This window comes from Burkholderiales bacterium, assembly GCA_035560005.1.
Classification (GTDB): domain Bacteria; phylum Pseudomonadota; class Gammaproteobacteria; order Burkholderiales; family Eutrophovitaceae; genus DASRFY01.
In genome coordinates, this window is sequence record DATMAN010000098.1 from 32,634 (window position 1) to 44,581 (window position 11,948).

Consider the following 11,948-nt stretch of genomic DNA (forward strand, 5'->3'; position numbering starts at 1 on the left):
GCGAACCTGCTAAGTCGACTCAAAACACATGTTTGATCCGGATGTCGAATACTTGGTGAGTACGGCCGGGTCCGGCCAGCCCGACTCCGCCCGCCGCACCGATCTGCGCGTACGTGGCGTTGTCGTCGTTGTCGGTACGGCCGTAGATGAACTGGAGCTGCGATTGCTTCGAGAGGTTGTGGAAGTAGCCAACGCCCAACATCGTCGCTCCCGTGTCGGTACAAACAACACCGGTCCCGGAACAGTCCGCTTCATCGGCGAGGCCGAGTTCCGCGCCGACATAGCCGGTCGGAACATTCCACTTCACCGCTAACCACCATGCATCGCGCTCCCAAGTGCCCACGGAGTCGGTTTCGTAGCTAAGAGACTCGAAGCGGACGTGAAGTGTTGCGGGCCCGAAGGTGTAACCTCCGCCGACCTGCACGGCGTCATCCGTGGAACTCGTACCCCCGGCAACGCCGGCGATCTTGTTAAAGCCGAACATGTCCTCATGTCTTTCGTATGCGGCATCGACATAGAAAGGCATCCCATCCGGCGCGTACTTGCCGCCAACGGAGATGATCTGCGGGTCGGTTCCTGCCGTGCTCTTGAAGGCGCTCAACGTGTAGTCAACCTCGAACGAGAAGCCGTTCCAATTGGGGCTCTCATACCAGATCTGCTGTTCGGCACGCCGATAGAAGCCGACGCAACCTGAACCGGCGGCTTGCACACCGCCGACGCCCGTCAGGCTGACGCAGCCTCCCTGGCCGACTTCAAACACGGTCATTGCACCCGGCGTGGAAAGGATATTGAGGTTGCCGCCAGGGCCCACGGCGCCGTCGAGGGGGTCACTGGTGTACTGCCAGCGCTCGTACACGTTTTCGTTGGTGCCCACCTTGACAGCACCCCAGTTTCCGGCGATGCCCAGATAGCTGTTTCGGTTTCCGATTGCACCGCCCGCATTTGTCGGATTGGCGCTGGAAGTACCCGAAATATCCATCTGGTAGTTGAAAATGACCCTGTTGCCGTTGCCGATTTCGTCGCTGGACGAGATGTTGATGTTCGAATAGCTGGGGTGCAGTTGCTGGGTGGTCAGCCCCGGGTTACCGGCGGTATCGGTGTCCGACTTTCCGAACTGCAAGCCGATGTTGATCGCACCGCTGAGGGTCACCTCAGCCATTGCCGCCGGTGCGATGAAGGCGCCAGCAACCGCCAAAGTAACGAGTCCTCTCCTTGTAGCAGTTCTCTTCTTCATGACACTACCTCCTTGAAGTGCGGTTAATCAGGCCGGTCGGGCCCTATCCCTTCCGGTTCCACGAGGGGGGAGCGCAAGCGTGGAGCCCGCATCCGACAGTCCAACGCCCACACTGTCTTGATGTGGGTTCTGCGCGCCTTCCTTGTGTTAATGGCCACGTGACGAGCTATCGCCTGCCGTGCGAAATCTCTGGATGAGATTCGCGAAGGGAAGGACGTCACGGGCTCAGACGACACTCCCCGCTCGTCGCGGAGAGACGGAAGACGTCCAATCGAAATGGGCATCTGGCTCGTCCTTGTTTGTTGCTGCTGGGCGAGAACGCAACGTGCTGTTGCGCTCTTGCGACAAGTAGGCGCATCGTAGTTTCCGTGACCGAACATTCGTCTGACGGGACGATTACAGTTTTGTAATGTTCCTCACGGCCATTTGCGCGAAAATCGCCGTTGGATCGTGAGTGACTGCGATGCGCTTGCTGGTAGTGGAAGACGAAATCAAGGCCTGCGATTACCTGCGCAAGGGCCTTACCGAGGAAGGGTTCGTAGTGGATACTGCGTCAACTGGCGTCGACGGCCTGCACCTCGCGACAACGGGTGACTACGATCTCGTGATCCTGGACATCAGACTGCCGGGTGTCAGCGGTTGGGAGGTTCTCGAGGCAATGCGACGGCAGAAGCAGACGCCTGTGCTGATTCTCACTGCGCTGGACGAAGTCGCTGATAGGGTGCGTGGCCTCGAACATGGCGCTGATGACTACTTGGTCAAGCCATTCTCGTTTGCCGAACTGGTCGCGAGAGTGCGCGCCTTGATGCGCCGGAGCACCAGGCTTGAGCCGGATGTGCTGAAGGTGCACGACTTGGAACTCGATCTGCGCCGGCGGCACGTGCGCAGGGGTCGAGACCGCGTAGAACTGACCAAGCAGGAGTTCGCTCTACTTGAGCTCTTGATGCGGCACCGTGGCCAGGTCCTGTCCCGGGCCTATATAGCGTCCCAGGTCTGGGACATCAATTTTCAGAGCGATACCAACGTGGTCGATGTCGCCATGCGGCGGTTGCGTGCCAAAGTCGATGATCCCTACGAATGCAAGCTCATCCACACCGTGCGCGGGATGGGCTACGTTCTGGAGGACAAGGAAAGAGATGGCTAGCACCGGGACCCCAGTCTCACTGACACTGAGGCTGACCCTCGGATTCGTCGGGGTGCTGGTGGCAGCGCACGTCGGGATATGCTTGTACCTGGACTATGCCTTTCAAGAAGAATTCAGGAGAGAGGACATGCGAGAGCTCTCGGCGCACTTGTCCTTTGTACAGCAGGTTCTGGCGGAGCAGAACTCATTCCAAGCCTTGCGTGTCGACTCGCGGCGTTTGCTGGATGCACGGGCTCCGCACCCGCGCCTGGAATTCGTGCTTAGAGATTCTTGGGGGCGCATGGTCGAATCGTCCTACGAGGCCCGATCGCTTGCCGAAAGCATTCTCCAACAAGCGCGCTCGCAGGGAAGCGCGGGGGAATCGCTCGGTACCTTCGCGTATCAGGGGAGGGTATGGCGCGCGTTGATCGCTTCCGGGACCTTGGGTGACGGCGCACGCACTTCCGTTGCCGTCGTCGTCGCGCTGGACGTTACCGACCGCGAAAACTTCGTCAGCCGTTATCGATCTAGGCTAGTGACCGCGGCTGTCGTTGCAATCGTAGTCGCCGGTTTCGTAGGTCTGCCGCTGGTCCAGCAGGCACTGTCGCCCATCAGAGTTATGGCGCGTCGGGCGAGAGAAATTTCCTCCAATCGGCTCAATGCGAGGCTGCCTGTGGGCAGCGTACCACGGGAACTGAGGATACTGTCCGAAGCCTTCAACGAAACGCTGGAGCGCCTGGAAGAATCCTTCCGGCGGTTGTCCCAGTTCTCCTCCGATGTCGCGCACGAACTGCGCACCCCGATCAGCAATCTGATGGGGGAAGCTCAAGTGGCCTTGCGCCGCGCGAGAAGCGCCCCTGAGTATCGGGCGGCACTCCAATCCGCGATAGAGGAATGTCAGCGCGTGACCAGAATGGTTGACGCCATGCTCTTTCTTGCGCGAGCCGACAGCGCGCAGATCGCTTTGCGTCGCGAGTTGCTCGACGGAAGACAGGAAGTCGCGCGTGTCGTCGAGGAATATACCGAACTCCTGACCGATCATGGTGTGCAACTGCGCATCACTGGAAGCACGTCAATTTGGGCCGACCAAGAGTTGCTGCGGCGGGCACTGTCGAATTTGATGGACAACGCCATTACGCACACGCCGAAAGGCGAGACCATCGATGTGTCCCTTGGCATGGGTCCCGATTCGAGCAGCATCATCGAAATTTCCAATCCCGGAGCCGGAATTCCCGCCGACGCGTTGCCCCGGATCTTCGATCGTTTCTTCCGGATTCAGGACGGCAGAAAGCCCGCACAAGGCTTCGGGTTGGGTTTGGCGATCGTGCGAACGATTGTACGGCTGCACGGCGGTTCGGCCAGCGTGCGCAGCGCACCCGAGGGCCCTACTGTATTCACCCTCTTCTTTCCGGGCGATGTGCGTCCAGCAGCCGATGATGCCGGCGCCATCTCCCTGGGCCGGCGCGGGTGGTTGGGACCTTCGCCCACTTGAGGCTAGGTCCACGCCGGCCCAGGCGGGGAATCCGTCCCGGGGCTGTCACAGTCCTTGAGCCTCGTGGTCAGCGCGCAACCGCAATCACAGGCTGGCGCTCGAGCGGCTCGCTGCCGGCGGCACCCGCCTTGAACTGGCGGCGATGGATCAGGTAATAGGCCGCAGGCAGGACCACCATGGACAGCAGCGGCGCAGTGATCATGCCGCCGACCATCGGCGCCGCAATGCGCTGCATGAGCTCGGAACCGGTGCCGGTGCCGATCATGATCGGGAGCAGGCCGGCCACGATGACCGCGACGGTCATCGCCTTGGGACGGACTCTGAGCACGGCGCCTTCCATGATGGCGTCGCGCAGGTCGGCGAGGTTCGCGAAACGCCCTGCGCGCCTTCGCTCGGCGACCGCGTTGTCCAGGTAGAGCAGCATCACCACGCCGAATTCCGCCGCCACGCCGGCGAGCGCGATGAAGCCGACAGCGCTCGCCACCGAGACTTCGTGTCCGAGCAGGAAGAGCAACCACACCCCGCCCACCAAAGCGAACGGCAGAGTCGCCATGATGAGCAGCGGCTCGGCGAAGTTGCGAAACGTCATGAACAGCAGCACGAAGATGATCGCCAGGGTAAAGGGCACGACCACCCGCATGCGTTTGGCCGCGCGCTCCAGATACTCGAACTGGCCGGACCAGGAAATGGAGTAGCCGGGTGGCAGCCTGACTTTGCCGGCGACTGCACGCTTTGCGTCCGCCACGAAGGAACCCAGATCGCGCCCGCGGATGTCGACGTAGACCCAGCCCGACAGCCGCGCATTCTCGCTCCTCAGCATGGGCGGGCCGTCGCTGACCTCGATGCGGGCCACCGCGGCGAGCGGGATGGTGGCGCCGGACTCGGTGACGATGGGCAGCCGAGCGAGCTTCTCCGGGCTGTCGCGCAGCTCGCGCGGGTAGCGCACGTTGATCGGAAAGCGCTGCAGGCCTTCGACCGTCTCCCCGATGTTCTCCCCGCCGATGGCACGCGAGACCAGCGACTGCACGTCGGCGACGTTCAGTCCGTAGCGGGCCGCCTGCAGGCGATCGATGTGAACGTCGATGTAGCGGCCGCCGGACAGGCGCTCGGCGAGCACCGAGGTCGCGCCCGGGACTTCGCGTACCACCTGCTCGATGTGCTTCGCCACCTCTTCGATCGTGCGCACGTCGCTGCCGGCCACCTTGATTCCCACCGGGCTCTTGATTCCGGTGGCGAGCATGTCGATGCGGTTGCGGATCGGCGGCACCCAGATGTTGGCCAGTCCCGGGATCTTCAGCGCGCGATCCATCTCTTCAGTCAGCCGCTCGCGTGTGATCCCGGGCCGCCATTGCTCGGGCGGCTTGAACTGGATGGTGGTTTCCACCATTTCCAGCGGCGCGGGATCGGTCGCCGTTTCAGCGCGGCCGATCTTGCCGAACACGCGATGCACCTCGGGAAACTGGCGGATGATGCGGTCGGTCTGCTGGAGAAGCTGTGCGGCCTTGCCGGCGGACAGTCCCGGCAGCGCGCTCGGCATGTAGAGCATGTCGCCTTCGTCCAGTGGCGGCATGAATTCGCTGCCCAACTGGCGTACCGGATAGACGGTAGCAATCACGGCGACGACCGCGACCAGCAGGGTGAGCCGGGGAAAGCGCAGGACCCCGCGTATCGCCGGCCGGTAGAGCGCGATCAGCAGTCGATTGAGTGGATTGCTGCGCTCGTCGGCGATGCGCCCGCGAATGAAATAGACCATCAGCACCGGCACCAGCGTGACCGACAATCCCGCGGCGGCCGCCATGGCGTAGGTCTTGGTGAAGGCGAGCGGAGAGAACAGCCGTCCCTCCTGGGCCTCCAGGGCGAAGATCGGGACGAAGGACAGCGTGATGATCAGCAGGCTGAAGAACAGCGCCGGACCGACTTCGGCCGCCGCCTGCGCGATCAGCTCGAAGCGCTCCCGCGCCGAAGGCTCGCGGCGCAGGAGTGTGGGCTGCCCTTCGCGCGGCGCGGCGTGGCGCCAGGTTTCCAGCTTCTTGTGCGCGTTCTCGATCATCACCACCGCAGCGTCCACCATGGCGCCGATGGCGATGGCGATGCCGCCCAGCGACATGATGTTGGCGTTGATGCCCTGGTAGCGCATCACGATGAAAGCCACCAGTACCCCGAGCGGCAGGGTGACGATCGCCACCAGCGAGGAGCGCAGGTGCCAAAGGAACGCCACGCAGACCAGCGCTACGACGATGAATTCCTCGATGAGGCGATGGGTCAGCGTCTGCACCGCCCGGTCGATCAGCGCCGAGCGATCGTAGGTTTCCACGATCTGCACGCCGGCCGGCAGCCCCGGCTTCAGGCTTTCGAGCTTGGCCTTGACCGCGGCGATCGTCTCCAGGGCGTTCTTGCCGTAGCGCATGACGATCACGCCGCCCACGACTTCGCCTTCGCCGTCCAGTTCCGCGATCCCGCGCCGGATCTCCGGGCCGAGCTGCACGTGCGCGACATCGCGCAGCAGGATCGGCGTGGCGTTTCGGTCCGCCCCGAGCGGGATCATGCGGAAGTCCTCCAGCGACTTCAGATACCCGCTCGCCCGCACCATGTATTCGGCCTCCGCCAGCTCGACCACCGAGCCGCCGGTCTCGCTGTTGGCGTCGCGGATCGTCCGGATCACGCGCTCGTGCGGGATGCCGTAGGCGCGCAGCCGCTCGGGATCGAGCACCACCTGGTACTGCTTGACCATGCCGCCGATGGTGGCGACCTCGGCCACGTTGGCGACGCTCTTGAGCTCGTACTTGAGGAACCAGTCCTGCAGCGCGCGCAGCTGCGCCAGATCGTGTCGGCCGCTGCGATCCACCAGCGCGTACTCGTAGATCCAGCCCACACCGGTGGCGTCCGGCCCGAGCGCGGTCCGGGCGTTCGCCGGCAGCCGGCCCTGCACCTGGTTCAGGTACTCGAGCACGCGCGAGCGCGCCCAGTACAGATCGGTGCCGTCCTCGAACAGCACGTACACATAGGAGTCGCCGAAGAACGAATAGCCGCGCACCACCTTCGCGCCCGGCACCGACATCATCGTGGTGGTGAGCGGATAGGTGACCTGATCCTCGACCACGCGCGGCGACTGTCCCGGCCAGGTGGTCTTGATGATGACCTGCACGTCGGACAGATCGGGCAGGGCGTCCAGCGGCGTGCGCGCCACCGAGTAGATGCCCCACGCGGCGAGCAGCAGGGTCGTCATCAGCACCAGGAAGCGGTTCTCGATCGACCAGCGGATCAGTTTCGCGATCATGTCTATCTACCTCTTGTACTGAAAGAGCGAACCACGAAGCCGCGAAGGCACGAAGAGACACGAAGACTTCCAGGAAACCGTTTTGTCCCGTCGCATTTCCGGTTCGCCTGTTGCTCTCCGCGTAAGCTCCAGATCGGGCGTTCCGCTCGATGACGCCACACTGAATTCTTTCTTCGTGACTTCGTGTTTCGCTTTCCGGTTTTCGCCTTCCGTGGCTGCGTCTTACCTCCTTGTTTCGACCGGCTTGATCTCGTCGATCACGTAGCCGCTCTTGCCCTCGGAAAAACGGAACTCGATCTGCTGGCCCGGTGCGAGCCGCTCGAGCAGCGCCTTGTCCTTCACCGCGAAGCCCATGGTCATCGGCGGCCAGTCGAGCGTGACCACCGGTCCATGGGAGATCACCACCTTGCCCGCCGCGGCGTCCAGGCTCTCCACGGTGCCTTGCGCCACATGGCCAGCGGCGGCCGGCATCCTCTTCAGAGGCTCGGTGGCTGCTGCTTCGAGCCGCGCGATGGCGCCTTTCAGGCTCGCTTCGGAGTCGATCAGGAATTGGCCGGAGACCACGACGTTTTCTCCGGGCTTCAGACCCGCGAGGATCTCGGTCTCGTCCCCGGAGTCCAGGCCGACAGCGACCTCCTGCGCGCGGAAGCGTCCTTCGGCTTCCTGCACGATGACCACGGTGCGCGCGCCGGTCCGGATCACCGCTTCGGCCGGAACGAGCAGGACGTCGCGCTTGGGCCCGCTCAGCACGGTGACGTTGGCCACCATGCCCGGCCTGAGCTTGAGCGCCTTGTTCTGCACCGAGAAGCGCACTTTCACCGTGCGCGTGGCGGGATCCACATCGGGGTAGATGTACTCCACCCGGCCCTGATAGCGCTCGCCCGGCATGGCAGCGAGCGTGGCTTCGACGGGCTGACCCGCGGAGATCCAGGAAAGCTGCATCTCCGGAACCTGGGCGACGATCCACACGCGCGACAGGTCCACGATGCTCGCCACCGGCATGCCCGGTGACACGGCCGCACCTTCGCGCGCGCCCAGCTCGGTCACGATTCCGGAGGACGGCGCATGGAGCACCACGCGCCGTGCCGGTTCGCGCAGCTTCTCCAGCGCCTGGATCTGCGCCTCGGTAAGGCCCAGCAGCGAAAGGCGCTCGCGCGCCGCCGCGGCCAGCTCGCTGCCGCCCGTGCCCGAGAGCAGCAGCAGATATTCCTCCTGCGCGGCGAGCAGCTCCGGAGCGTAGACCTCCGCGATCGGCGCACCGCGTCGCACTGGATCGTTGACCGCGCGCACGTGCAGTCTCTCGAGCCAGCCGGCCGCCCGGCTCTGCACCACGGTGATGCGCCGTTCGTCGGCTTGCACGGCGCCCACCGTTTCCACCCTGCGCTGGAACTCGCCCATCCTGGCCTCGGCCGTGCGCATGCCCAGGCTTTGTGTCAGCGCCGGATGGATGCGCACCGCGCTTCCCTGTTCCTCGTCGGCATAGACGGGAACCAGGTCCATGTCCATGAAAGGCGACTTGCCCGGCTTGTCGAACTTGTGCTGGGGGAACATGGGATCGTGCCAGTACAGGATCTTGCGGCCCCCCTGTTCTTCCGAGCCGCCCGGATTCGGGCTGTGAGTGGCCGAGGACGAAGCGGCTGAGGCCGCCATTTCCTGACGGCTCGCGTACCAGAAGCCGCCGTAGGCGGCCGCACCCAGCGCGACGAGGATGGCAGCCGCCATCAGGATCGAGCGCGCGTTCATCGTTGGCCTCCGCTCGCATGGGTCAGATAGGCCAGCGCGATGGCCGCCCTGGCGCTTTCGGCCCGGCGCATCACGTGCTCCAGTTCGAGATCGAGCAGCATCCGGCGCGCGGCGAGCACTTCGAACAAGCTCCCTTTGCCGCCCCGATACGCGGCGAGCGCGCCGTCCAGCCGGCGCCGCGCCTCCGGCAGGATGCGGGCGCGATAGCTTTCGGTGCGCTGGACGGCCACTTCCCAGGCGGCGTGCAGGCGCAGTGCATCGGCGCGCATCTCCCGCAGGTTGTCCTCCCGCATGTCGCGAGCCGACTGCGCCTGTGCGAACTTGGCGGCGATGCTTCGGTTCTGCCGCTTGCTCTGCAAGATCGGCAGGTCGATCCCGACCTGCAGCGACACCATGTCGGAGAACGCCGACCCGCGCCTGGCGTAGGACACTTCGATGTTCCAGTCCGGCCGCCTGGACAGATTCGCAAGTTGCGCATCCGCGGCGGCGATCCTGGCCTGCATGTCGAAGGCGGCCAGATGCGGATGGGTTTCGAGATGTGTCACAAGCACGTCGGCCGAAGGCGGCATCGGCAACTCCGGCAGTTCCTCGGGCAGGGCTTCCTCGGCACGGGCGCCGATCCAGCGCGACAGCATGGCCCGCGCTGCACGCTCCTCCCCGCGCAGCATGCGCTCCTTGTCCTTGAGCAGCTCCAGCTCGACTCTCGCCGCCGATACGTCGGCCGCCGAAGCGCGGTTGTTGCGCAGCGCGATCAGCAGGGTGTCGACCTGGGCCGCGGCCTCCGTCTGCTGCGCCTGGACCAGCGCGAGCGCCCGCGTCGCGCTCCAGGCGTCGAGCCATGCCAGCGCCGCGTCGCGCCGCACCTGCAGCCGTGAGAAAGCCAGCTCCTGCGCAGCGCGCCGGGCTTCGAGGTCGAGCATCTCCCCGCGCAGCTCGCGCTTGGCGCGGCGCGGGAATTCCTGCATCACGCCGACCATGCGCATGGTCATGAAATCCTGTCCCAGGGTGTAGGCGTCCGGCCCCTCGACCGGCAGGTTGAGGACGCCGAGCCTGAGTTGCGGATCGGGCAACTGGCGAGCGGCGACCGATGCTTCGCGCGCGGCGTCGATCGCGGCGCGCTTGCTTTCGAGCAGCGGCTGGGCGGTCTCGGCGAGCTGCTGCGCCTCTTCCAGCGTGAGCGCCTGCGCATGCACGGTGAGCAACGCGGAAGCAGTCAGAAGCGCGCGCGCAGCGCGCCGGAACGGATAATCGGACATAGAAGCCTCCAAAGAAAAGAACTGCGGATCGCCGCCCGCGATACAGACGGCAAAGCGGCCAACGGCCGGAGGCTATAAAAGGAAACTACAGAAGCGGATGATGGGCGGAGGTTCGGCTGCCGGAGTCACGCTTTCGCAGTGAAGGGTCGCCAGCACCCGCGGCTTCGCATCCCGGATCTTGGGCGCGGTAGCGGCGAGTGATTCGAACACGCTCACCGCGGCGTGAGCGCTGCTCCGGTCGGGTGCTGTCAGTTGCGCCAGACAGCCGGCTTTGCTGCTCATGCCATGGCAGTCCTCCATCGACTCGGCTGCGACAACCTTCGCGGCCGCCACTGGCGCCTGGAGACACGCTTCCAGCGCTTGCGCCGCCTGTGCGAACAATAGTGCGCCCAGAAGCAGCAGCCCGGTGATCCGCCGATGTCGCCTCAGAGCCATTCGAGGACTGGTGATCTACGATCCACGCCGCACAGTATAGCGTTCATTACAAAGCAATTTCCATCCCGTTACAGATCTGACCGCGTGAGCATGCAGCCAACCTCGCCGAAGCGCCTTGACCTGGGTCAACTACTCTCTCAGAGGCCTGGTGGACGCGCCGGCGGGTCGCAAAACGGGGCGCCGACGCCGGCGCCCCGAATAGAGATGGCCGGCTACCCGGCTAGTTCGACTTCCGGGTCATTGCAGCGCATTTGGCCATCATCTCGCGCATCTCGCGGCTTTCTTCGGCAACCCGCTTGTTCTCTCGCTCCTGCAGGAGAAGCTGATCACCGGTTCGACCGGCCGGTACGGTCGCTGAGATCAGCGCTGAAAGTGCTCCGACAATCATCGGAAGGGTTCTCTTCATTTGGAAACTCCAAGACGTTGAATCGAGGAACGGTCACTGGACGATCTCGCGACCAACGCCATGGCCGCTGACATCGATGGTTGCGCCGGCCGCACGCACCATCCTCGCGGCTTCGAGCGTTTCCCGGCTGATCCCGCGACCACTGAGCCAGCCCGAACACAGGGCCGTATCGCTCCGTGTGTGCTGGGCCAGGCGGCGGCAAGCAGCTCGAGGCTGCAAGAAGTATCAGAACCGACTGACCGATGCTTCGCATTGCCGCCTGTCTCGGGCTGTCTACGCGTCAAGCCAGATCCGAATCGGCAGTAGCAGGCAGGCGGCGAAGAAACCGATACTCCAGACCGCCGTGCCAAGCCAGAAGACGACGTCTGGCCTGCTGGTCGATCGTTGCTATGGGTTGCTCGCCCTGTCGGATTTCTCCCGCCGAAAGGAAGTCTAAACTCTTGACCTGAGACCAGAGTCAAGCCTGTTGTCTGCGCTTGCCCGGACGCAATAATCTGGTCTCCCCAGCGGTCATATCGGCCGCGGAGCGACATTGGTGCTTGCCCGTTATGCGAAATCGAACCATTGGAACCGTCGCGCGCGATGGGAATCCGCATCGACACCATCCGCTTTTACGAGCGCCAGGGACTCATCGAGCCTCCGCCGAGAACGGAAAGCGGTTATCGTGTGTATGGAACCGAAGCCATGCGTCGTCTTGCATTCATCCGGCAGGCGAAGGGGCTGGTCTTCTCGTTGAAGAGAGTCAAGGAACTGCTCGCGCTGGAAACATCGCCGGAAACGAGCTGCGCCGATGTGAGGGCGCGGGCACTGCAAAAACTCGAAGCGATCGAGCGCAAGCTCGGGGAGCTGGAAAAGATCAAGAAGGCGCTCCTGGTCCTTTCCGAGTCGTGTCCGGGCAAGGGCCCCGTGAGGCACTGCATGATCCTGGACGCGTTGCGCCAGAACGGCGTCCATTGACTTCGAGGTGCCATGCGCATCGGTG

General features: G+C 64.1%; 9 protein-coding genes. 3 read left to right on the forward strand and 6 right to left on the reverse strand.

Going from position 1 to position 11,948, the window contains the following annotated elements; all coding sequences use genetic code 11:
* Nucleotides 1-19 precede the first annotated feature (19 nt).
* Nucleotides 20-1,234, reverse strand: coding sequence for a porin (locus tag VNM24_15770; GenBank protein ID HWQ40040.1), 1,215 nt, complete (start codon nucleotides 1,232-1,234; stop codon nucleotides 20-22).
* A gap of 463 nt (nucleotides 1,235-1,697) precedes the next feature.
* Here VNM24_15770 and VNM24_15775 point away from each other — a divergent pair, with 463 nt between their 5' ends.
* Both VNM24_15775 and VNM24_15780 read left to right on the forward strand, forming a co-directional pair.
* Nucleotides 1,698-2,378, forward strand: a complete 681-nt coding sequence (locus VNM24_15775; GenBank protein HWQ40041.1) for a heavy metal response regulator transcription factor — start codon at nucleotides 1,698-1,700, stop codon at nucleotides 2,376-2,378.
* Nucleotides 2,371-3,849, forward strand: a complete 1,479-nt coding sequence (locus VNM24_15780; protein ID HWQ40042.1) for a heavy metal sensor histidine kinase — start codon at nucleotides 2,371-2,373, stop codon at nucleotides 3,847-3,849. The genes VNM24_15775 and VNM24_15780 overlap by 8 nt, the downstream gene beginning before the upstream one ends.
* A gap of 67 nt (nucleotides 3,850-3,916) precedes the next feature.
* On the opposite strand, the gene VNM24_15785 is transcribed toward VNM24_15780, so the two are convergent.
* The 5 genes from VNM24_15785 to VNM24_15805 all read right to left on the reverse strand — a co-directional run bounded on the left by VNM24_15785 (nucleotide 3,917) and on the right by VNM24_15805 (nucleotide 10,966).
* On the reverse strand, nucleotides 3,917-7,126 hold the full coding sequence (locus tag VNM24_15785; protein ID HWQ40043.1) for an efflux RND transporter permease subunit: 3,210 nt from the start codon (nucleotides 7,124-7,126) through the stop codon (nucleotides 3,917-3,919).
* A 222-nt stretch (nucleotides 7,127-7,348) separates the two neighbouring features.
* The gene (locus tag VNM24_15790) at nucleotides 7,349-8,869 is read right to left on the reverse strand and encodes an efflux RND transporter periplasmic adaptor subunit (protein HWQ40044.1); all 1,521 of its coding nucleotides are present in this window, start codon (nucleotides 8,867-8,869) and stop codon (nucleotides 7,349-7,351) included.
* A complete protein-coding gene (locus VNM24_15795; GenBank protein ID HWQ40045.1) occupies nucleotides 8,866-10,125 on the reverse strand; it encodes a TolC family protein in 1,260 nt (419 codons plus the stop codon). Before VNM24_15795 ends, VNM24_15790 begins: the two co-directional genes overlap by 4 nt.
* Before the next feature lie 72 nt (nucleotides 10,126-10,197).
* Complete coding sequence (locus VNM24_15800) at nucleotides 10,198-10,560, reverse strand: hypothetical protein (protein HWQ40046.1); 363 nt, start codon at nucleotides 10,558-10,560, stop codon at nucleotides 10,198-10,200.
* 220 nt (nucleotides 10,561-10,780) lie between these two features.
* The gene (locus VNM24_15805; protein ID HWQ40047.1) at nucleotides 10,781-10,966 is read right to left on the reverse strand and encodes a hypothetical protein; all 186 of its coding nucleotides are present in this window, start codon (nucleotides 10,964-10,966) and stop codon (nucleotides 10,781-10,783) included.
* Between the two features lie 582 nt (nucleotides 10,967-11,548).
* On the opposite strand from VNM24_15805, the gene VNM24_15810 reads away from it, so the two are divergent.
* Nucleotides 11,549-11,923: a heavy metal-responsive transcriptional regulator gene (locus VNM24_15810; protein HWQ40048.1), complete on the forward strand. Its 375-nt coding sequence runs from the start codon at nucleotides 11,549-11,551 to the stop codon at nucleotides 11,921-11,923.
* Nucleotides 11,924-11,948 lie beyond the last annotated feature (25 nt).

Bases quoted from the DNA above. Each gene is read 5' to 3' on its own strand.
- VNM24_15810 (HWQ40048.1), top strand. From the start codon at position 11,549: ATGGGAATCCGCATCGACACCATCCGCTTTTACGAGCGCCAGGGACTC.
- VNM24_15770 (HWQ40040.1), bottom strand. From the start codon at position 1,234: ATGAAGAAGAGAACTGCTACAAGGAGAGGACTCGTTACTTTGGCGGTT.
- VNM24_15790 (HWQ40044.1), bottom strand. From the start codon at position 8,869: ATGAACGCGCGCTCGATCCTGATGGCGGCTGCCATCCTCGTCGCGCTG.
- VNM24_15800 (HWQ40046.1), bottom strand. From the start codon at position 10,560: ATGGCTCTGAGGCGACATCGGCGGATCACCGGGCTGCTGCTTCTGGGC.
- VNM24_15795 (HWQ40045.1), bottom strand. From the start codon at position 10,125: ATGTCCGATTATCCGTTCCGGCGCGCTGCGCGCGCGCTTCTGACTGCT.
- VNM24_15780 (HWQ40042.1), top strand. From the start codon at position 2,371: ATGGCTAGCACCGGGACCCCAGTCTCACTGACACTGAGGCTGACCCTC.
- VNM24_15785 (HWQ40043.1), bottom strand. From the start codon at position 7,126: ATGATCGCGAAACTGATCCGCTGGTCGATCGAGAACCGCTTCCTGGTG.
- VNM24_15805 (HWQ40047.1), bottom strand. From the start codon at position 10,966: ATGAAGAGAACCCTTCCGATGATTGTCGGAGCACTTTCAGCGCTGATC.
- VNM24_15775 (HWQ40041.1), top strand. From the start codon at position 1,698: ATGCGCTTGCTGGTAGTGGAAGACGAAATCAAGGCCTGCGATTACCTG.